Here is a 20599-nt window from a genome sequence, read left to right on the forward strand (position 1 = left end):
TTTCTCACTGACTTTTTACGGTTTTCTAATATTTTTTGACAATGTATCCAATCATGGCAGAAGTTTTGCAAGAAACTCTTTATTTTTGTCATCTACATGTCTAGGAATCTCCGTAAGCCAATATTCGAAATGGTCAAATGGTTTCAAATTATTTGCCTTTGCAGTTTCTGTGATACTATTAATGATCACTGAACTATTGTTAATCCTCAATAACCAGTACCTTTTCAATTTATCATATTTCTGAGATAATCACTCCAACAACATTTTTAACATGATTTCGCGCAATTCACTCGATTTACGCAATTCATGTTCATTTTATCCAGAAAAATCATTTCATGAATGCCTTCCATCAATGTAGACCAGTCTATTTCTTTTTTATACACATAATTTTCTGATTCCATACGCATCTTATCCATCACTATAAAAGTGCTTTTATCTGCTCTTTATACCGTCTCCGATAATAGTCCATCGCCCTATACTCAATAACATCCTTCATTTGTTCCGCCAGCACTGGCTCCTTCACAATTTCTTCCATTTCATCCCTCAATGCCAACGCCGCGCCATCCTTTTTCACAAAGAATTCTTCCCCAGATTTTAACAGAAAGTGTACCGGCATTTTCATTATCTTTTGGATATGGTTCTTATCCGAAATCTTGCGATATTCTTCATATGTAATCTCTTTCTCTAAATCTTTCCAGTTTGTTCCTGTAGAGAAGAATTCTTTCCAGCTTGCCAGAAGTTCCGCCTCTGACACCTCCATTCTCACATTCCCATGGTTATAAAAAGCCATCAGTACCGGCATTTTATACACCTTGCTCATGTTGGTGTTTTCCAGCAGATTTATAAAGTCTTTTCCTATTCCCTGGCTGAGTCTTTTCTGCTCATCTGTGAGTTCATCCAATTCTTCCAGATAATTCAAATACTTTTTAAACGGGTTCTCATTCGAATGTGTGACCGCCATCTGATACACATCATCATCCATATAAGTAAACAAATCCATTCTGGTTGGTTGTTTGCCAAGCAATTCTTTGATCCGGAAATACTCATTTCTGATCTGTTCTTTGATTGTCAGTTGTTTCTTGTCCATTTCCGCAAACAGATCAATCAATCTCATATCAAAATCAACGAAGCATTCATCTGGATAATCCGCTTTATCTGCCGGATAATATGTTTCTTTTCCTGTTTTGTTTTTCCCTGTCAGCAAATACCTGACTCTTCCCGCTTTTTCATAATTGCCGATAAAGTCCAGAACATTGAGATATTCTTTTCCCTTATTTCTGCGCAATCCTCTTCCAAGCTGCTGTAGAAAGACAACCGGGGATTCTGTCGGACGCAGGAACATTACCATATCGACTGATGGAATATCTACGCCTTCGTTGAACATATCCACTGAAAAGATAACTTTGATTTCTCCATTTTTCAGTTTCTCAATCGCTTCTGCTCTATCCATGGAAAACTCTCCATCTGCATTACTATAAACTGCTGCCGACGGAATTCCTCTTTTACCGAATTCTTTTGCCATTTCTTCTGCATGTTTTCTGGAACAGCAGAATCCTAATGCCTGCCTGGAGCCATATTTGCAGTAATATTTGTAAATCAACTCATGCCTGTAAGCATTCCCGATATAAGTTCTGTTCAGTTCTTCTTCTGCATATTTCCCCTTAACTATATGTAGCTTTGTGTAGTCAGTCTCATCATAAATTCCATAGTAATGAAACGGAACCAGCATTCCCTTATTGATTCCGTCTTTCAGTGAAATCTCATACGGCACATTATAATCGCAGATTTCATATATATTTTTGCCATCCATTCTCTCAGGCGTTGCCGTCAGTCCAAGGAGAAACTGCGGTCTGAAATATTCTACAATTCTTCGATATTGGTCATTGACTGCATGATGAAATTCATCAATCACCACGTAATTGAAGTAATCTGGATCGAAATATTTTTCATTTAAATATTCCGGTTTTCCAATGGTCGCTACCGAAGCAAATATAAGTGGCTTATCTGTGCACTTCTCTTCTCCCATAAAAAATCCATAGTCTTTGGAATTCCTTACATTCTGAAAAGAAACTGCTGCCTGTTTCAGAATCTCTTCCCTATGTGCAACAAACAACACTTTCTCATATTTTTTTGAATCAAAAGCAGCCAAAAATGTTTTCCCGATGCCTGTTGCAGCCTGAATGAGTGCTTTCTGTGCTCCTTCTGCTCTTGTATCTTCCAATGCGCACAATGCCTCGATCTGTGCTCCTCTTGGTTCATATAAAGGTTTTATTTTCGTATCATTTGTTTCCGACTCTGTAAAGTCATATCTGTCAAGGTCTTTTGCCACCGCCGGACGATGCCAGTTCTGGGAGTAACGTTTTAATTCTTTGTCATCAATGATAATGGAATGATTCGCAAATAAATCTTCAAATGTACGAAAGAACTCTTTGTAGTTTTCTGGGTCTTTCTGACTGCTGAACCGATAATTCCATTCTATTCCTGAGGTCAGCGCACTTCTGGAAATATTGGAAGAACCGATATAAAGTTCACTGTGATCTGTATAATGGAAAATGTAAGACTTTGGATGAAAAGAACGTCCTTTTTCACAATAAAATCTAAGATCAACTCTGTCACCAAGTTTTCTTTTGATCAGATATAGTGCTGATGGCTGTGTAATTCCAAGGTAGTTTCCTGTCAGGATTCGGATTTTGGCTCCACGTTTTAAAGTATGTTCCAGTTCTTTCAGCAACATTCTCACTCCGGATTCCATAAGAAAAGAGACAATGATATCAACGCTTTCTGCTTTTTTCATGCTCTGTATCAGCTGATAATATAGCTGTCTTCTTTTATCCGGTCCGCCAGTCATTGCATCTGTGGAATATTCGTTTTCATACCCGATGTTTACTTTTTCTGCAGAAGTAAATTCAGCCATTTTTCCTCACCTCTTCCCGGTCGGACATCTCCTGTGATCCAATGTTCTTCTATTTTAAGGCCATGCATGTCATGTATGAAATCTTTAAATGTATCTGTCGTAAAATCGGTAAAATATCTTCCGTTCCGTTCACCTTCAAATTCTCCGTATTTGAAAGAGGTATAAATCCATCCTTTCGATTTCAATGCTGCATACATATTTTTCAAAACTTCACGCAGTTGTTTTTTCGGCAAATGGAGAATAGATGCACAAGCCCATATGCCATCATATTTTTCTTTTTCATCCAATTCCTGAAACAGCATCTGCCTGACTTTGATTCCCGTATATTCACTTGCAATCCGACACAATTGTTCTGAACCATCAACTGCATCTACCTGATATCCACGACTCAGAAAGTACTTTGTATCTCTACCTGCACCGCAGCCAAAGTCAAGAATATACGCATCTGGGTTAAGTTTCTCCAGAAATTTATCTTGCACTTCTGTAAACTTTACCGAAACAGTCCCAGAGGCAAAAGACTGCGCATTTTCGTTGTAATATTTTAATGTTTTATCTATATCTGCCATATATTTACTACCAAATGCCATCCAGCACTGATTTCACTCCTGTTTTATCTGCAAAATACCTGTTTTGTTTCTTATGCCTTAATTTTTCTGATAAATCTAACTTCTTTGTGACATATTATACATTTTTTTGACATAAACAGCAACAATTTTCGTCAGACATTTTTTGTTATATTCACTTATCTATAATACGCAAAAACTGTTGCATATTTCTTTTTTGATATCTTTTCTCTTTCATCAACTTCCATATAAAAAAGAAAGCCAGACTGCACATAGGTTTCTTCCCCTACATACAGTCTGGTTCTCTGATTCCATCATTCATTTCTGGTAATAAGTCAATAAATCAGACATTCCATTACTCTTCCGCATCCATCTCTGCCTTAATCTCATCCTCGCAGTCTGCCATTGCCTGCAGTGTCATAGTGAGAAGCCTCTGCAGTTCCCAGCCGAGCTGGTCAGCGCCGCGTTCAATAACTTCTCTGGAGCATCCTGCTGCGAAGCCTTTGCTCTTGTATTTCTTCTTGAGGGATTTGAGTTCCATGTCTTTTGTGCTTTTGGATGGTCTCATAAGTGCTGCTGCCCAGATAAGTCCTGTAAGTTCGTCTGCTGCAAAGAGTACTTTTTCCATTTCGTGTTCCGGTGCTACGTCAATGGTTGCGCCACATCCTACTGTGATACCGTAGCCGTGGGATACAACTGAATGGATCACGTCTTCGCCTACGCCTGCTTCGCGGAGCATTTCCGGAGCTTTCAGACAGTGTTCTTCCGGATATAGTTCAAAGTCGATGTCGTGGAGGAGCCCTACAATTCCCCAGTATTCTGCATCTTCGCCATAGCCAAGTTCATTGGCATACCATTTCATTACTGCTTCTACAGTCAGGGCATGCTGAATGTGGAAGGGATCCTTGTTGTATTTCTTTAATAATGTGAATGCCTCATCTCGTGTAATTGTTTTCATTATTTTGTCACTCCTCATATCTGAATTGTCAGGTGGATAAAATCATCTGCTTTACTGCTTGTTTATAACTGAATAACTGCTCTGCAGTTTATCTGTCAATCTGGATCTGACATGCTTCCATTGCTTTCAGTGCATTCTCATGGCTTTCCGGTGTTACGCCTGCGCAGCATTTAGCGTCTACGATGATCGGAACTTCCGGGAGAGATGCTTTAACCAGAAGTGCATTGGAAATAACACAGATGTCTGTGCATAAACCTACGAATGTGATACTTTCGATTCCCTGATCTTCATCTAACATCTGTAATTCTCCTGCCAGAGTTGTGGAACCGAAAGTTTCTTTGTCAATGGGTTCTGTTTTTCTGAGTGCATCTAATTCGCTTCTGATCTGCCATCCTTCAGTGTCACGGATGCAATGCGGTACAGGAAGATTCTTTCCTTCCTGGGTGTCGAGATAGTAAGTTTCATGGGTGTCTCTGGTAAAAAGAACAACTCCATCAAAATTTTCGATTTTCTCTTTTACACCAGGTACAATGGCAACTGCCTCTTTTGTTCCAAGAGCTCCGTCGATGAAGTCATTCTGCATGTCTACAACTACTAATACCTTCTGCATATTTCCTTCCCTTTCGTTCTTTCTGCACATTTTTTCAGATAATGCTATAAAATCTCTGGAAACGTATGCTGTTATTATTTGTTATTACTATACAACAACAAAGTGCTTTTGTACAGGCAGAAGTGCCTGCTTTACTGAAATATCAATCATCTATTTTGCAGCATATTTCTCAAATCTGTACTTTTGTTTAATATCCGGATATTTTTCTCTGTCCACTTCACTCATGAACATGTCATAGGGTCTGGCGCAGATCTTAAAAGGTGCATAGAGTGCCTGGTAGATCATCAGTTTCTCACCATTTTCTGTGTGATGGGCTACTGCAAGGACTTTATAAAGATATTCGGAAGTATCCGGGGATACCCATTCTCTTTTGAAATGCTGTACAATGTCGCCTGCATGGATATTGTGTTCCGGTGGTTCCGATGTATTTTCATTTTCCGCACTGTCAGGTTCTTCCGGTTCTGTATTGAGTTCCATATATTCTTCTTTATCAAGGGAAACCGGAATTCCGGAACGGCCGTTGATGTGGACACCGCCATACCAGGTACCTGTGACCTCGCAAATATCACCTACTTCATACTCCATGCTACAGTCATTATTTTTCTTTATGATTCTGATCTTTGCCATTTTATCATCTCCTGTATATAGTTCTTACTTCATGTAATTAGAAAAGTACTGATTTCACGCTCTAACACGTTAGATTATATTCTCCAGCAAGTTCTTCATTTAAAACAACCACCTCAACACCCCATATTTTTCTGACCTTAAGCAATCTGGCTCTTAATTCTGCCAATGGCCCAGCTAGCCACGTAATATCTTCTGCGTTTTTTACAACCAGAATAAATTTTAATTTTACATCTTTCATATTGCTTACTGATCGAAGATTGTCTCCTATCTCTGACGTATCCTGATATCTGTTCATAATTGCCGCCAGATATATCTGCAAAGATGATATAAACTTCTCAGTTATTGAACCATAATATTCTTCGAATTTCTGTTCTTTTTCTTTCGATTCATATCGATTCGCCACATTTGGACAACTTTTCTTTGCTTCCAGAAACACTATATTATTTTCATTATATTTCAGGATAAACTCAACCGTTGGGATTCCATCTCCAAGTTTTTTATAAATTTCAGATGTTTCAATATGAAATAAATCTTTTTCATCATATTTTCCAAAATTCATTCCTGATTCTGGTATAACGCTCACTTTAATGCCACCCCGATTTCTTCTCGATACAACTGACGGAATGTATCCATAATTGTATTATGTTCCAACAATTCAAATTCCGGAGCTATCTCACATAATACTTTGCTGTTTTCATTTTTATATAAGGAAATGTACTGCACTTTGCTGTCCTGTCTCCGCTTTACTTCAATATATTTGGACAAAAAATAGTCATGTGTAGAAACAAAAATCTGTACACCTTCTGTCTCCAGCATGATCAACAATTCTGCCAACACCGGAATATATTTCGGATTGATATTTGCTTCTGGCTCGTCCCAAAACAAAACGGATCCCTTCTCCAGTGTCCCGTTTTTTATCAACTGCCATAAAAGAGCAATTTTACGTAATCCTTCTGCTACCAAATTAAATTCTAACTTTGCCTGTGTACCAGGTTTTAAATAAAAACGATCCTCATTCAATGTTACTTTCCCATTACTGATTTTCTGTAAAATATCCAGATATTTTTTCCTTACAGTTGAATTCACTCCTCTGGAAATGTCAATTTTGGCAGCCGCAATAATATCCAGATACGTATCATCAAATTCCACATTTCCCATTTTTACTGCAGCATCCAGATTCCAGGCATTTGACAAAATCTCTTTTGCCGGAATAAATACGCTTGTGAGATCAGACATCTGCTTTTCCCATTTCTCTTCTGAATTAATCTCTGCATCCCATTTTCGTGTTTTGGTTGAAAATGTCATTCCTATTTTGGCAGTATCAGATTCCACAGAAACCATGGCTTTATTGCTTCCACTCTTTCCTCTGTTTACCAGACGTCCAATTCCAGACTGATCAGGACGAAATAACATAGTTGTTTTCTGTGAAAAAGACACATCATGTTTGGAAGCCTGACATGCTGCATAGGCTAATTTCATAATATGAGTCTTTCCCACACCATTTTCACCAACTAATACATTTAATCCTTCACAAAAAGGAATCTTTATATCTTCAAATACCGTAAAATTCTCTGCTGCAATCTTTGTTAATGGCATTTCCATCACCTCAATATTTCCATTTTTATAAATCAGTTCATTATATCTGTCGCACGACAATATAAAGTAACTTCTATAATAATTTTATATTATAACACATATAAATATGTCAAACAGCTATTTTATTCAATATAATATTGTAAAATCTGAAAGCTTGTAAAAGGCTATAATTATCACTTCCAGTTCTTCCATATCTCCGGCTGATATCCTACTGTCGCCTGTTTTCCGTTTCTTACCACAGGGACTTTGATGATACTCTGGTTTTCGAGGATTTTCTCTGCTTTGTCTTCCTCTGCGATATAAGTGATCAATGCCAGCAGGTCTTTATCCTTGCAGTCAGTATCTATCAGCTTGTTATAACCACCAACTGCCTGGCAGACAGACTGGAATTCTCCTTTACTTAAGCCTTTTTCTTTCATATCTATAAACTGATATTTAATTCCCCGTTCTTTGAAATAGCGTTCTGCTTTCTTGCTGTCAAAGTTTTTCTTTGTTCCGAATATTTGTATATTCATAGTCTAATGCTTTCTCCCATTTTTTTAAGAATTATTGTTCCTGCTATATTTTCTCTTTTCCTGCCTGTTCATTTTAAATTTCCATCCATTTCACATTTTTTTCAAATTCTCACCACATATTTCTCACATTTTCCGGTTATATTATTACCTGTACAGAGCAAAGAGTAATTGCAAATAAAACTTTTTCTTTTTCATACTTTTGCCGGGAATCGATGAGATTCCCGGCCTCCTTCTTTTATTCCGTTATTTTTTATTCCATTAGATTTTCTTTTTAATATGGTTATAGATATTCAGTCCTTTTGTCTGTCCGTATTTGGAAATGATAGATCTGTAAATCTGCTGTTTTCTGTTTTTGTCTTCTGCGTTTTTTTCCACAGTTGTTGAAACATAATTTACCACTTCCTTTGGCATGCCTGCCTTGTCGAGAACCAATACCAGTTCCTGCTGTAATTTCTTTGTTCCGGCATTCATATCAATTATCTTTTGTTTTGGCTTTTTTGTATTCTGATTCTCTGATTGTTTGACAGACTGTTTTTCAGGTTGTTCATCCAACTGTTTTTCTGTTTTCTGACCGGATTGTTCGGTCATCTGTCCGTCTTTTTCTTTACCGGTCTGTTTTTTTACCTGTTTCCTTGTATGCACCTGTTTTCCGGAAATCTTTTCGTTTCTGGAGACTTTCACATCTTTTTCTGTTTTCCAGAACTCTATAATATGGTCAAAGCCTGTATCTTTGCTGATTACAACAATTTTGCATTCTTCATCCTGACCTGTGCATTCTTTTCCTATCAGATATCCCAGATAAGATCCCAGATGCATATCTGCTGACTGATTTCCTGTCGGTACTTTATGTGTGACCAGCTTTGCTTCTCCGTGATCATTGATAATATCAAGGTCTATTTTTCTGCTGTTGTCTGTATAAAAAAGATGGATAATATCTGTTTCCCGTAATTTTTCGCATCCTTTGAAGCCTTCACTTCCTACATTTTCATAATCAATCAAATAATAAGTTTTAATAATCTTCATCCTCTCTTTATTTGTTAATGTTCACTCCGTTCACAGTAACCTTTATTTTTCTCTGCTGTATAATACTCTGTCATTTTTCAGCCGGATAATTCTTTCCTATTTTAACATGCATCTTTTATCAGCACAACCACATAGTGGCAGCTTTCCTGGTTAGTATTTCCTGGTTGTCTTTCCTGCCTGTTCCAGTCAGACAGAATATTATCATATCCACGAATAGTATTCCCATATTGCCACTATAATAAATTTACATACCTTTTGTGAAAAATGACGGATTTTTCATCAAATTCCAGTTGATAAATCTTTAACAAAATTCAAAAAAAGGCAAAAATCCTGTTGATTTTAAGCGTTAAATATGTATAATAGTAAAAGAGAAGCGATACCCATTCGCTTTTATGGTAAGGTATCTTAAGCCTGTTTAAACAGGCGCTTTCATTAACGAAGAAAAGAGGTTAAACGTAAGATGGCAAAAATCGATTTAAGCAAGTATGGCATTACCGGAACTACAGAAATTGTCTACAATCCTTCTTATGAAGTATTATTTGAAGAAGAAACCAAACCGGAACTGGAAGGCTTTGAAAAAGGTCAGGTCAGCGAACTTGGTGCAGTTAACGTTATGACAGGTATCTACACAGGACGTTCTCCTAAAGATAAATACATCGTTATGGATGAGAACTCCAAAGATACAGTATGGTGGACAACAGACGAATACAAAAACGATAACCATCCTGCAACTCAGGAAGCATGGAATGCAGTAAAAGAAATCGCTAAAAAAGAGCTCTCCAACAAGAGACTTTTCGTAGTAGATGCATTCTGCGGTGCTAACAAAGATACTCGTATGGCTATCCGTTTCATCGTTGAAGTTGCTTGGCAGGCACATTTCGTAACAAATATGTTCATCCAGCCAACAGCTGAAGAACTTGAAAACTTCGAGCCAGATTTCGTTGTATACAACGCTTCCAAAGCTAAAGTTGAAAACTATAAAGAATTAGGCCTTAACTCTGAAACAGCTGTAATGTTCAACATCACAACTAAAGAGCAGGTTATCGTAAACACATGGTACGGCGGAGAAATGAAGAAAGGTATGTTCTCTATGATGAACTACTTCCTTCCACTTAAAGGCATGGCTTCCATGCACTGCTCTGCAAACACAGATATGAACGGCGAAAACACAGCTATCTTCTTCGGTCTTTCCGGAACAGGTAAAACAACTCTTTCCACAGACCCGAAACGTCTCCTGATCGGTGATGACGAGCATGGCTGGGATGACAACGGCGTATTCAACTTCGAAGGCGGATGCTACGCTAAAGTTATCAACCTTGACAAAGAATCTGAGCCGGACATCTACAATGCAATCAAACGTAACGCTCTTCTTGAGAACGTAACACTTGATGCTGAAGGCAAGATTGATTTCGCAGATAAGAGTGTAACAGAGAATACTCGTGTATCTTATCCGATCAACCACATTGAAAACATCGTTCGCCCGATCTCTTCTGCACCGGCAGCTAAGAACGTAATCTTCCTGTCCGCAGACGCTTTCGGAGTACTTCCTCCAGTATCTATCCTGACAGAAGCTCAGACTCAGTACTATTTCCTGTCTGGATTCACAGCTAAACTTGCTGGTACAGAGCGTGGAATCACAGAGCCTACACCTACATTCTCTGCTTGCTTCGGACAGGCATTCCTTGAACTGCATCCGACAAAATACGCAGAAGAACTTGTTAAGAAAATGGAAAAGAGCGGAGCAAAAGCTTACCTGGTTAACACAGGATGGAACGGAACAGGAAAACGTATCTCCATCAAAGATACTCGTGGTATCATCGATGCAATCCTTAACGGAGATATCCTTAACGCTCCTACTAAGAAGATCCCATTCTTCGATTTCGAAGTTCCTACAGAGCTTAACGGCGTAGACACAGGTATCCTTGATCCTCGTGACACATATGCTGACGCTTCTGAATGGGAAGAAAAAGCAAAAGATCTTGCTGGAAGATTCATCAAGAACTTTGCTAAATACGAAGGAAACGCTGCTGGTAAAGCACTTGTTGCAGCTGGTCCTCAGTTATAATTATAACTTAAATTGTCCAAATGATACGAAAGGGATGCGAATGATTCGCATCCCTTTTTTGTACTGTTCCAAATATCAGACAACAAATTCTTTTGCTTTCCCTATATTCATATCTGATTTCAGGTTCCTTATATCATTTTATCTATTTCAATAAATTTGTTTATAATAATATTGATATCCCCTGCATCAAAAACTTATTGTTCTTAAAAGTAATGTTTTCTATTTCTGGTATTAATTTGTACACCATCCCACTTTCTTCTATTATTTTTTTACCAGAGTTCTAAGACTCTCTGCCACTTTCTTATATGCAGGTACCGGAACGTGGTATTCTTCGCCCATTCTTACTACTTCATAGACTAATCCGTCGATTTCGGACTGTTTTCCTGCCATGATATCTCTCTGCATGGATGTGGTTGCTTCCGGTGCTAGGTTGGAGAGAATTTTTAAATTTACATCTACCATGTCTTTCTGGAATGGGACTCCCATGGCTTCTGCGAGTGCGGTGATTTCTCTTATCATGGTTTTGAAGAGTTCTCTGGCTTCGCCTTCTTTCTGAAAGTCTGCGGCTGTGGCGTGGTAGTAGAGCCCTGCTGCACCGATTGGGGAAACGTAGGAGAATTTCTCCAGAGTTTCGCGGCGGATATTCTCGGAGAGGATTCCGTCGATGTGGCTGTCGCAGAAGTCTTTCTGGATTTCTTTCAGTTCTGGTCTGGATTCTGCTTTGTCACGCACACCAAATACGATACGCAGGATCTGGCCGTGTTGGAGTAGTCTGCCTGGTTCTTTGATGTTTGCGGAGACGTAGATGCATCCGTCTGTTACAAGGAGCTCAGGAAGCTGTTTCTGCATCTTTCCGCCGGTTCCGTAGATGTTTAAGACCGGAATTACAATGGTTGTTTTCTTTGCGATCTGTTTGATAAATGGAATGGTTTCATCCAGGGAATAGCCTTTTACGCAGGCAAAAATTACGTCTGGATGGTCTGTGTAATGTTCCATGTCTGTAGCCGGGATGGTGATCGTTTCTTCGGTTTTGTCCCACATTTTTTCTAAGGTAAGGCCCTGTTCCTGGATTGTTTTCAGGTGTTCGCCTCGGGCGATCAGAGTTACATCCTTGCCTGCTTTTTTCATATAATATCCGGTAACGCCGCCGGTTCCGCCGGCTCCGATGATTAAGTATTTCATAGTTTTTTCTGCCCCGCTTTCATAGTTTGTTTCTTATATTATCATAGCACAATTGTAATTTTTCTTCAGTATATTTATGCATTACGTCGACATAATTTTGCATTGACAGTTTATTTTTTGACCTGTAATATCAATATATTAATATTTATCCAACTCTGACATCAGTAAAACGGATATAAACAATATGGCAATAATTATCCATACGATTAATTGTGCAAAGGAATCATCAAGATGGAACGATATCTGGAATTTAGAATAGATGAACAAACTGCAGAAATTAAAATTGAAGCATTCCTGAAAAAGAATGCAGGACTTACGAAACGACAGATCAGTCAGGCGAAGTTTCGACTGGATGGGATTACAAAAAACGGGATACGCTGTCGTGTGACTGAGACAGCATATCCCGGTGATGTGATCCGTGTTTGTCTGGAGGAAGCGCAGACTGCTTCTGCACATCTTGAAAATTATAATTTCAAAATCGGTAGTAAAACTCAAGCAGGCCTTCATTGTGATAAAGCTTCAATTCCAGTTTCCGAAGCTTCTCTTTCTCTGGATATTGTATATGAAGATACAGATATTTTGGCAGTTAATAAACCGGCGGGAATGGTTACGCATCCGACAGGAATACATTATGCAGACAGTCTCTCCAATCTTGTTGCCGACTACTTTCGAGAGAAAAATGAGTCTGTCTGCGTCCGTCCAGTAGGACGGCTGGATCAGGAAACTTCCGGGATTGTGATTTTTGCCAAGAATCAGGTGGCTGCTTCGAGACTTCAATCTGTAAAGTCTCCATGCAAGATCCATAAGCAGTATCTTGCTGTTGTATCCGGTGCTTTGCCTGTAGATGCCCCTGATGTCTGGCATACCATAAATCTGCCGCTGATACAGGACCCTGCGAATCATCTGAAAATGAAAACTGCTGCTGATCTTTCCTTACATTCCTCTGTATTATCAGGAAAAATCAAAACAGCAGTTACTCATTATCATACTCTCTTTACCAGTCAGGATTGGTCACTTGTCACACTTAAACTGGACACCGGACGTACCCATCAGATCCGTGTCCATATGTCTTCGACTGGGCATCCACTTCTTGGGGATTCGTTGTATGAAAAAAATATTACTGAAAAACAGTCACCTAATAAGGATGCAGATATAGCTCCAGTATCATGCTTGCGACATCCATTCAAACGTGCGGCACTTCATGCATGGAGAGTTTCTTTTCAGCATCCTTTCAAAGATGAATTTATCTCACTGGAAGCTCCATTGCCTTTCGATTTTCGTGAGCTGGTTTCATTTTTTGGCCCTGGCTCTATTTAAGCCTCAAGTTCTTTTATTAAATTTACCATCTCAATGGCACTGAGTGCACAGTCATAGCCTTTATTTCCTGCTTTTGTACCTGCGCGCTCAATTGCCTGCTCGATATTCTCTGTTGTAAGTACTCCGAACAATACCGGAACTCCTGTTTCCAATGACACTGATGCAATACCTTTGGAAACTTCGTTGCATACATAATCATAATGGCTGGTATTTCCACGGATCACTGCACCAACACAGATCACAGCATCATATTTTCCACTTTTTGCCATTTTGGACGCGATCAGCGGGATTTCAAAAGCACCTGGCACCCAGGCTACCTGAATATCTTCTTCCTTTACATTATGACGTGTCAGTCCATCCATTGCACCGCTTACCAGTTTAGAAGTAATGAACTCATTGAAACGTGCTGCTACAATTCCTACTTTCATTCCATCTGATACTAATTTTCCTTCTAATGTTTTCATTTTTTTAATCCTTTCATCTGTAAATTTATTTTTAACCTGTACAGGTTTTTATACAAAGTAAGTTTTATTTTCGGTAACGTTATTGTTACGTTAAAAATTCTCTGCCGCATTTAATACTTCAGAATATGTCCCATCCGTAATTGTTTTGTTTTGAGATAGTGCAGATCATATGCTGTCGCATTCATCTGGATCGGAACTCTCTTTTTGATCTTGATTCCAAATTCTTCCAGCTGATAAACCTTATCCGGATTATTTGTCAACAGGCGCAGTTCTTTTACTCCCAGATTTCTCAGAATCTGCGCACCTATATAATATTCTCTTTCATCCCCGGCAAATCCAAGTGCCAGATTCGCTTCGAGTGTATCCATTCCCTGTTCCTGAAGTTCATAAGCACGGAGTTTATTGATCAGTCCGATTCCTCGTCCTTCCTGTCTCATATAAAGAAGTATTCCCCTTCCCTCTTCTTCAATCTGGGACATAGCTGCTGCAAACTGCTGTCCGCAGTCACAGCGCTGAGATCCAAACACGTCTCCTGTCAGGCACTCCGAATGCACACGGCACAGAACATCTTTTCCATCTCCAATTTCACCTTTTACCAGCGCCACATGATGTTCACCATTAAGACGGTTTACAAATCCGTATGCCATAAATTCTCCGTATCTGGTAGGCATTTTTGTAGTCGTCACGCGGTCCACCAGAATATCATGGCATTTACGGTAATTCTGAATATCTTTGATCGTTATGAATTTCAGATTCCACTTTCTGGCAAGTTCCCGTAACTCAAAGGTCCTCATCATAGTGCCGTCTTCTCGCATAATTTCACAACACAGGCCACACTGTTTTAATCCGGCAAGTCTGCAGAGATCTACAGTTGCCTCTGTATGTCCGTTTCTTTCCAGCACCCCATTCTTCTTTGCCAGAAGCGGAAACATATGTCCGGGACGTCTGAAATCTTCGGGTTTTGCATTCTCATCTACGCATTTCATGGCTGTAACAGAACGTTCTGCTGCGGAGATTCCTGTACTGGTACTGACATGGTCTACGGAAACAGTAAAAGCCGTTTCGTGATTATCAGAATTTTCTGCTACCATCTGCGGGAAGTGCAGTTTTCTTACATATTCCTCAGACATTGGCATACAGATAAGTCCCTTTCCATGGGTAGCCATAAAATTAATATTTTCTGTTGTGGCAAACTCTGCTGCACAGATAAAATCTCCTTCATTTTCTCTGTCCGGATCATCCGTTACCAGAATAATTTTTCCATTTCGAAGTTCTTCCAAAGCTTCTTCTACTGAATCAAATCCGTTCATTTTTTCTCTCCTTATGCGATGTATTTTTCTGATACCATATATTTTTCTTCTGTTAAGAGGGCAAAATCATTCGCATTGGCAGCTTATCTGGTCCATGTCAGGCAGATAAAGCATTCACTGCACAATTCTGCACCAGTCGAATAACTGCTTTTTGCTTAATTCTGTCAAAATCCATACTTATTCAGGAAATCCCGTGTGATATTGCTTTTTACCGGCTGTTCTTTCACAGGTATTATTAATTTTTCCACGTATTTTCCAATTATGTCTGTCTCCAGATTAACGATATCTCCTTCTTTACGTTCCCCAAGAACGGTAATTTTTACTGTATGAGGAATTGCAGAAATGGAAAAATCTGTTTCTGAGACTTTTGCCACTGTAAGGCTGATTCCATCAATTGTCACAGAACCTTTTATCACAATATATTTCATAATGTCTGGTGAAGCCTGAATGGTATACCAGACAGCATTATCATCTCTGCGAACTTCCGTGATTTTTCCTGTTCCATCCACATGTCCTGCGACAATATGTCCTCCAAATCTTCCATTTGCAGGCATTGCTCTTTCCAGATTTACATGCTGTCCCGGAGAAAGCTGAATCAGTGCAGAACGATTTAATGTCTCGTGCATCACATCTGCCGTAAAACCATCTTTCAGACACGCTGTTACAGTCAGGCAGATTCCATTTACAGCTACGCTGTCTCCTGTTTTCAGGTCATCCAGTATTTTCTCTGCCTGTATCGTGAATACCGCTGAATTTGCTCCTTTTTTTATTTTTTTCACAGTTCCAAGTTCTTCAACAATTCCCGTGAACATTTCACTTCACCTCGCTCTCTATGAGAAGATCATCTCCTAATCTGGTTATTTCGCTGTTTTTTAATAATACTGCACTGGCAGGATCAGGAAATCCCTTTCCTTCCACCGGTGTCTTTGCTTCTTCGCCTCCAAAAAGTTTGGGTGCTATATAGGTCTGAACTTTCTGAACAATACCGCTTTCCAGTGCTGACCAGTTTAAAGAACCCCCTCCTTCCAGCAAAATACTGTCTATCTTTGCAGCTCCCAGAAGTTCCATTAATCTGTTTAAATCTATGTGTCCGTTTTTCTCCGGAACATACAGAACCTGGCATCCCAGCTCTTCATAATTCTTTATCTTCTGCTGATCTTTACTGCTGCTTGCAATGATTGTAGGAATTGTCACTGCTGTTCTTACAATCTTAGATGTCAGTGGTGTTCTCAGATGGGAATCGCAGATAATACGCACAGGATTTCTGCTGTTTTCCAGTCTGCAGGTGAGCATCGGATCATCTGCCAGCACAGTTCCCACCCCGACCATAATTCCTGTATATTTCAGTCGCTGTTCCTGTACATGAATTCTGGCAGCTTCTCCTGTCACCCATTTGGATTCACCTGTATAAGCGGCAATTTTCCCATCCATAGTCATTGCATATTTCATGACCACATACGGTTTTTTATTTTGGATGTAATAAAAGAATGCTTCATTCAATTTATCACACTCTTCTTTTAAAATATTTTCTGTTACTTCAATTCCATGATCCTTCAAAATCCGGATTCCTTTTCCTGCAACCAGCGGATTAGGATCTGATGATCCGATGATCACGCGTTTGATTCCGGTCTCCAAGATTGCATTCACGCATGGAGGCTGTTTTCCATAATGGCAGCAGGGTTCTAAAGTAACATATATAGATGCTCCTTTGGGTTCTTCCGTACACACTGCCAGAGCTTCTCTCTCCGCATGAAGTTCGCCATATTTTCTATGATATCCCTGGCCAATGATTCTTCCGTTTTTAACGATCACAGCACCCACCATCGGATTAGGTGCTGTAAAACCCATTCCTTTTTGCGCCAGTTCCAAAGCCATTTTCATATACTGCCTGTCCTGTTCCATATCCGTTGTGTTTTTCAATCCATCATCTCCTGCTCTTTTATAACAATTCCATAAAATAAAGCCCCGGTGTTCTTTCAACATCCAGGGCTTGGTAATTAATATTTGATATGAATTATCTTCCGATGAATCTGACTCTTTATTTCATCACTGAAATCACTTTAATTCATATAAAAAAGCTCTGGAATAAATTAATTATTCCAGAGCAGTCAGCTTTCACAGATCAGTTAATTCTTCTGTATCTCTACTGTTATCTTCTTTCATCCAGACTGTACTGTCGGCTTCGGAATTGCACCGAATCATACCTTACGGCTCGTGGGCTTTACCACCGGTAGGGAATTGCACCCTGCCCTGAAGATCTTATTTTATTTTTATCAGCAATTTTTGCAATTTACCTTGCTGATGTCTGACAGTATACTCTTAACTTTTATCTCTGTCAAGATTTTTTTCAGGAAAGTAACCCTCTTACCATCTCTGCATTAAATGTCACACCTGTCAGGTGATCTACTTCAATCTGATACAGGGCATTGGCTGCGATATGCTCTGCTGCCTGTTCCAGATCACGAATACCGCTTGTATTTTTATGCAATTCAACGACGGCATCCAGACCGTCTTCTGTTACTACACATTCTTCTGCTTTCAGGCTCATGCGTTTCAAAACTTTCGGAAGAACGTATTTGGAGAAGATGATCTTCTTCTCTTCTGATGTATAATCCGGGATATCGATCACCGCGAAACGGGACATCAGAGGTGCGCTGATCTGGGACTTATCGTTTGCCGTAGCAATAGGATAAACGCCCACTGTAGGCACCATACATTCCATATAGTTATCTGTAAATCCAAGGTTGTCAAGCAGAGTAAGAAGTACGTCTGCAGGGTTTCCGTTGCCCTTACCTGACGCTGCTTTATCAAGCTCGTTGATGATAAATACAAGGTTGGATTCTCCTGCTGCCGAGAAAGCTTCCATAATGATTCCGGGCTTTGCGTTTGCATAGATTCTGGAACTTCCTGTAAGCTGTTCCGGATCATTGATGGAACTCATGTCCAGAGTTGTCCAAGGCAGTTTCAGAATACGGGCAACTGCATAGGCAATCTGAGATTTGCCTGTACCTGCAGGACCTACAAGGAGAAGTCCGTATGCAGGAAGTGTATGGGTACGGTTGATCTGTATGATTGTTTCAATGATACGCTGCTTTACAGATTCCATTCCGTAGAGTTCCTCATCAAGGATCCTGCGGGCTTCCTGAGGATCGATTGCTTCAAAATAATTGCTCTTCCACTGTACATTCATCATGATGGAAAGTGCTCTCTGAGCATGACGTCTCTCCTCTGGAGATACTTCGTGTGAACGGGCAACTGCAAGGTTTCTTCTCGCCCAGAGACGGATATTATCCGGCAGGGTTCTGCCTGCGCAGGTCATAAAATCAGTGATGCTCTGAATGCTTGTCAGCTTCATCTCGTCCCCTGCTTCTTCCTCATCTTCATCCTCAACAAGCTCTGCAGGTGCACTGCTTGCAAGAAGTCTCTCGATCATAAACTGAAGAAATCCGTCCTCTGCGGAGAGTTTCGTGCCGCCGCCAAAAGCGGTTTCACGAATCTTATAAACTGCATAACCATTCTCTTTATTCTCTCCAGAAAGACGCACATTGATATGATTCTCCCCAAGCCATTTCAGAAGACTTACAAATCTTGAATCAATACTGATAATATCTGCACTGAAAACGCCGTCATCTTCTTTAAATTCAAAGGATGTACGTTTAATCGGATTAGTAAAAATACCGCAGGAATGATGTTTCCACTGACGGCTGCTGTTATCCAGGATCATGATCGGTTTCTCAGGGGAAGTCTCCTTTTCATTGGACTGGAACGTAGTGTAGGTACATTCAGACTGTACGCCTGTTTTCTTGTCTGAAGCACCGCTGAAATCAAATACTGGCATAGTAAATACTCCTTTTATTTTATCCTTAATCAGTGTGTAATTTTTAATGTACAACTCTTTATTATTCTAGCAGAATCTTTTCTTTTTATCAATTCTGTAAATGTATTTATTGCATAATTAGTGAGCCTCACATGACTGAAGTCACATGCTTCCAGACGCTTTAGGCGTCCGACTGAATATCGGCGGATACGCCTGTAACTTAGGTACGCAGTTATGCGCATTTCCCATGCCAGATATGGCAGGTTCCCACATTACAGGTAGTCCACTGTATATCTGCCTGTATCTATGCTGCTTTTAAACATTCCATTTCTGAATGGAGTTTCCTCAGATCTGCATAAACGCATGAGGTTCTACGCTTTACAGGAGGGACTTTTGCCTCCGGTAAAGACCTTTCCGTTGCCGGAAGGGGTTTTAAAAGTTCCCTTATAAAATATCTCGCCCCTATATTATAGGATGCTGACAGGTCACAATTATATCGTTTTCCTGTCTGGAAAGTACAGAGGCTGTGATTTTCCCAGTCACGTGTTACCGCCCCGGAACCATCATAAGCCAGTCTCTTTGGTATTCCATGCGCAGATCCTGGATACCCGCATCCCTTTCCTGTGTGCCTGATGTTCACAACACTTCTGGATATCTCTTTTTCTCCACAGGTGCAGTTTCTGTTTTTTCTTTCCCGATATCTTCCCCTGCATCTCCAGATACTCGAACACGATCACATCTGCATGGTTTTCTTCCGCATATCTTACAATCGCACCTGCAGTCTTTTTACCCAGTTCTGTGTTCAGACGTTTCGTATATGCCCATCTTCCCTGTGTCTGCGCAGAGCCATGTTCCCTCTGGAATCTGCGGATCCGTCCCAATGTACGGTACATCCGGTCTTTTTCACTGGGATGATCTATGAATCTTCTTCCCAGGACAGTTCCGTCTGCCCGCATGATCGTACAGACTGCATCGGTATTGATCCCTAAGTCCACGCTGCAGATAATCTGTTCTTTCACAGGTGTTTTGTTAAGTGTTACTTCCTCTTTATAGGAAAAACGCAAAAAATACTTCCGGTGTCTCTTTTCCAGAGTCGGGGCAGATGCCTTTTTCCCTGACCAGCATTTTCTCAGATATTCCATATCCGTATGATCCAGACGTACACAGGACCATTTCCAGTCATGACCGTCATAGAGTTTCAGGTATGCTTCGTCTTTCCCTTCCGCGCCTTCACGATACATGACATCACGGTAGAAGACCGGCATGGCGTGGTTTTCATATACAAGCTTTGGTTTCCCGCTCTTTCCGTCGGTCTTTTCCCATAGATCCAGCCGTGTTTTATAAGAGGATACTGTCCCCAGTGCATGCTGGATGGCAGATCTGCGCAGATAGGAAGGCATCTTTGGGAACCGGATATCAAAATCAAAACAGGCATGGTTTTTCTTCGTAGTATGTACCAGATGTTCTGCAGCATTAAAACGCCTCTTTGCATCCGGGATTTCTGCTAATTCTTCCCATACCTGCACATAAATCCCAATCAGATAGCTGACAGCAGAACGGTAGATCTCCAGTGTCTGGCGGATTGGGATATTCTGTTTTCGTAATTCCACACCATAACTGGATATTATCTGCATTTTT

The 20599-nt window shown here is 40.1% G+C and carries 19 protein-coding genes, 1 pseudogene and 1 riboswitch; of the genes and pseudogenes, 2 read left to right on the forward strand and 18 right to left on the reverse strand.

The genetic code is table 11. The features are described 5' to 3' along the window. Window positions 1–51: 51 nt before the first annotated feature. The 10 genes and pseudogenes from NQ550_RS13875 to NQ550_RS13920 form a co-directional block, all read right to left on the reverse strand. Window positions 52–198, reverse strand: a pseudogene (locus NQ550_RS13875) (transposase domain-containing protein); the annotation flags it as partial. Window positions 199–418: 220 nt separating this feature from the next. Then, window positions 419–2914: a DEAD/DEAH box helicase family protein gene (locus tag NQ550_RS13880; protein WP_025579530.1), complete on the reverse strand. Its 2496-nt coding sequence runs from the start codon at window positions 2912–2914 to the stop codon at window positions 419–421. Further along, window positions 2884–3480, reverse strand: coding sequence for a class I SAM-dependent methyltransferase (locus NQ550_RS13885; protein WP_029677054.1), 597 nt, complete (start codon window positions 3478–3480; stop codon window positions 2884–2886). The genes NQ550_RS13880 and NQ550_RS13885 overlap by 31 nt, the downstream gene beginning before the upstream one ends. Window positions 3481–3832: 352 nt before the next feature. Continuing rightward, a complete protein-coding gene (locus NQ550_RS13890; protein WP_025579527.1) occupies window positions 3833–4435 on the reverse strand; it encodes an HDIG domain-containing metalloprotein in 603 nt (200 codons plus the stop codon). An 88-nt stretch (window positions 4436–4523) separates the two neighbouring features. Continuing rightward, the gene (locus NQ550_RS13895) at window positions 4524–5045 is read right to left on the reverse strand and encodes a cysteine hydrolase family protein (RefSeq protein ID WP_025579526.1); all 522 of its coding nucleotides are present in this window, start codon (window positions 5043–5045) and stop codon (window positions 4524–4526) included. A gap of 150 nt (window positions 5046–5195) precedes the next feature. Further along, on the reverse strand, window positions 5196–5672 hold the full coding sequence (locus NQ550_RS13900) for a DUF1653 domain-containing protein (RefSeq protein ID WP_025579524.1): 477 nt from the start codon (window positions 5670–5672) through the stop codon (window positions 5196–5198). Window positions 5673–5733: 61 nt separating this feature from the next. After that, window positions 5734–6255, reverse strand: a complete 522-nt coding sequence (locus tag NQ550_RS13905; RefSeq protein ID WP_025579522.1) for a hypothetical protein — start codon at window positions 6253–6255, stop codon at window positions 5734–5736. Beyond that, window positions 6252–7268 (reverse strand): AAA family ATPase, encoded by a 1017-nt coding sequence (locus NQ550_RS13910; RefSeq protein WP_025579521.1) that lies wholly within the window; start codon window positions 7266–7268, stop codon window positions 6252–6254. The genes NQ550_RS13905 and NQ550_RS13910 overlap by 4 nt, the downstream gene beginning before the upstream one ends. Before the next feature lie 173 nt (window positions 7269–7441). Then, window positions 7442–7783 carry an arsenate reductase family protein gene (locus NQ550_RS13915; RefSeq protein ID WP_025579520.1) on the reverse strand — a complete coding sequence of 114 codons (342 nt, stop codon included), beginning with the start codon at window positions 7781–7783 and terminating at the stop codon, window positions 7442–7444. A 258-nt stretch (window positions 7784–8041) separates the two neighbouring features. Continuing rightward, window positions 8042–8806 (reverse strand): PIN domain-containing protein, encoded by a 765-nt coding sequence (locus tag NQ550_RS13920; RefSeq protein WP_025579519.1) that lies wholly within the window; start codon window positions 8804–8806, stop codon window positions 8042–8044. Between the two features lie 460 nt (window positions 8807–9266). Here NQ550_RS13920 and pckA point away from each other — a divergent pair, with 460 nt between their 5' ends. Beyond that, window positions 9267–10871 carry a phosphoenolpyruvate carboxykinase (ATP) gene (pckA, locus tag NQ550_RS13925; RefSeq protein ID WP_008704006.1) on the forward strand — a complete coding sequence of 535 codons (1605 nt, stop codon included), beginning with the start codon at window positions 9267–9269 and terminating at the stop codon, window positions 10869–10871. 261 nt (window positions 10872–11132) lie between these two features. Here the strand turns inward: pckA and NQ550_RS13930 are convergent, their stop codons facing one another. Next, window positions 11133–12053: a ketopantoate reductase family protein gene (locus NQ550_RS13930; RefSeq protein ID WP_025579517.1), complete on the reverse strand. Its 921-nt coding sequence runs from the start codon at window positions 12051–12053 to the stop codon at window positions 11133–11135. A gap of 231 nt (window positions 12054–12284) precedes the next feature. Between NQ550_RS13930 and NQ550_RS13935 the strand changes: the two genes are divergently transcribed. Beyond that, window positions 12285–13370 (forward strand): RluA family pseudouridine synthase, encoded by a 1086-nt coding sequence (locus tag NQ550_RS13935; RefSeq protein ID WP_025579516.1) that lies wholly within the window; start codon window positions 12285–12287, stop codon window positions 13368–13370. On the opposite strand, the gene ribH is transcribed toward NQ550_RS13935, so the two are convergent. The 7 genes from ribH to NQ550_RS13970 form a co-directional block, all read right to left on the reverse strand. Then, the gene (gene ribH, locus NQ550_RS13940; protein ID WP_025579513.1) at window positions 13367–13834 is read right to left on the reverse strand and encodes a 6,7-dimethyl-8-ribityllumazine synthase; all 468 of its coding nucleotides are present in this window, start codon (window positions 13832–13834) and stop codon (window positions 13367–13369) included. The genes NQ550_RS13935 and ribH overlap by 4 nt on opposite strands. A 110-nt stretch (window positions 13835–13944) precedes the next feature. Then, a complete protein-coding gene (locus tag NQ550_RS13945; protein WP_025579511.1) occupies window positions 13945–15144 on the reverse strand; it encodes a bifunctional 3,4-dihydroxy-2-butanone-4-phosphate synthase/GTP cyclohydrolase II in 1200 nt (399 codons plus the stop codon). A gap of 164 nt (window positions 15145–15308) precedes the next feature. Continuing rightward, window positions 15309–15956, reverse strand: coding sequence for a riboflavin synthase (gene ribE, locus NQ550_RS13950; RefSeq protein WP_025579510.1), 648 nt, complete (start codon window positions 15954–15956; stop codon window positions 15309–15311). A 1-nt stretch (window position 15957) separates the two neighbouring features. Beyond that, window positions 15958–17046: a bifunctional diaminohydroxyphosphoribosylaminopyrimidine deaminase/5-amino-6-(5-phosphoribosylamino)uracil reductase RibD gene (gene ribD, locus NQ550_RS13955; protein WP_029677053.1), complete on the reverse strand. Its 1089-nt coding sequence runs from the start codon at window positions 17044–17046 to the stop codon at window positions 15958–15960. Between the two features lie 245 nt (window positions 17047–17291). Next, window positions 17292–17406, reverse strand: a riboswitch (FMN riboswitch). Between the two features lie 85 nt (window positions 17407–17491). After that, complete coding sequence (locus tag NQ550_RS13960) at window positions 17492–18982, reverse strand: AAA family ATPase (protein ID WP_025579508.1); 1491 nt, start codon at window positions 18980–18982, stop codon at window positions 17492–17494. A gap of 283 nt (window positions 18983–19265) precedes the next feature. Further along, window positions 19266–19601: a transposase gene (locus NQ550_RS13965; protein ID WP_259837691.1), complete on the reverse strand. Its 336-nt coding sequence runs from the start codon at window positions 19599–19601 to the stop codon at window positions 19266–19268. Continuing rightward, the gene (locus tag NQ550_RS13970) at window positions 19525–20595 is read right to left on the reverse strand and encodes an IS200/IS605 family accessory protein TnpB-related protein (RefSeq protein WP_259837692.1); all 1071 of its coding nucleotides are present in this window, start codon (window positions 20593–20595) and stop codon (window positions 19525–19527) included. Before NQ550_RS13970 ends, NQ550_RS13965 begins: the two co-directional genes overlap by 77 nt. Between the last annotated feature and the right edge of the window lie 4 nt (window positions 20596–20599).

The sequence above is a fragment of the Blautia wexlerae DSM 19850 genome (genome assembly GCF_025148125.1).
Taxonomy (GTDB): domain Bacteria; phylum Bacillota; class Clostridia; order Lachnospirales; family Lachnospiraceae; genus Blautia_A; species Blautia_A wexlerae.

What these genes read in the sequence shown, in the direction of transcription:
- NQ550_RS13880 (WP_025579530.1), bottom strand. Translation starts at nt 2,914, where the DNA reads ATGGCTGAATTTACTTCTGCAGAAAAAGTAAACATCGGGTATGAAAAC.
- ribD (WP_029677053.1), bottom strand. Translation starts at nt 17,046, where the DNA reads ATGGAACAGGACAGGCAGTATATGAAAATGGCTTTGGAACTGGCGCAA.
- NQ550_RS13920 (WP_025579519.1), bottom strand. Translation starts at nt 8,806, where the DNA reads ATGAAGATTATTAAAACTTATTATTTGATTGATTATGAAAATGTAGGA.
- ribE (WP_025579510.1), bottom strand. Translation starts at nt 15,956, where the DNA reads ATGTTCACGGGAATTGTTGAAGAACTTGGAACTGTGAAAAAAATAAAA.
- NQ550_RS13935 (WP_025579516.1), top strand. Translation starts at nt 12,285, where the DNA reads ATGGAACGATATCTGGAATTTAGAATAGATGAACAAACTGCAGAAATT.
- NQ550_RS13970 (WP_259837692.1), bottom strand. Translation starts at nt 20,595, where the DNA reads ATGCAGATAATATCCAGTTATGGTGTGGAATTACGAAAACAGAATATC.
- NQ550_RS13915 (WP_025579520.1), bottom strand. Translation starts at nt 7,783, where the DNA reads ATGAATATACAAATATTCGGAACAAAGAAAAACTTTGACAGCAAGAAA.
- pckA (WP_008704006.1), top strand. Translation starts at nt 9,267, where the DNA reads ATGGCAAAAATCGATTTAAGCAAGTATGGCATTACCGGAACTACAGAA.
- NQ550_RS13895 (WP_025579526.1), bottom strand. Translation starts at nt 5,045, where the DNA reads ATGCAGAAGGTATTAGTAGTTGTAGACATGCAGAATGACTTCATCGAC.
- NQ550_RS13900 (WP_025579524.1), bottom strand. Translation starts at nt 5,672, where the DNA reads ATGGCAAAGATCAGAATCATAAAGAAAAATAATGACTGTAGCATGGAG.
- NQ550_RS13890 (WP_025579527.1), bottom strand. Translation starts at nt 4,435, where the DNA reads ATGAAAACAATTACACGAGATGAGGCATTCACATTATTAAAGAAATAC.
- NQ550_RS13885 (WP_029677054.1), bottom strand. Translation starts at nt 3,480, where the DNA reads ATGGCAGATATAGATAAAACATTAAAATATTACAACGAAAATGCGCAG.
- NQ550_RS13910 (WP_025579521.1), bottom strand. Translation starts at nt 7,268, where the DNA reads ATGCCATTAACAAAGATTGCAGCAGAGAATTTTACGGTATTTGAAGAT.
- NQ550_RS13960 (WP_025579508.1), bottom strand. Translation starts at nt 18,982, where the DNA reads ATGCCAGTATTTGATTTCAGCGGTGCTTCAGACAAGAAAACAGGCGTA.
- NQ550_RS13930 (WP_025579517.1), bottom strand. Translation starts at nt 12,053, where the DNA reads ATGAAATACTTAATCATCGGAGCCGGCGGAACCGGCGGCGTTACCGGA.
- ribH (WP_025579513.1), bottom strand. Translation starts at nt 13,834, where the DNA reads ATGAAAACATTAGAAGGAAAATTAGTATCAGATGGAATGAAAGTAGGA.
- NQ550_RS13945 (WP_025579511.1), bottom strand. Translation starts at nt 15,144, where the DNA reads ATGAACGGATTTGATTCAGTAGAAGAAGCTTTGGAAGAACTTCGAAAT.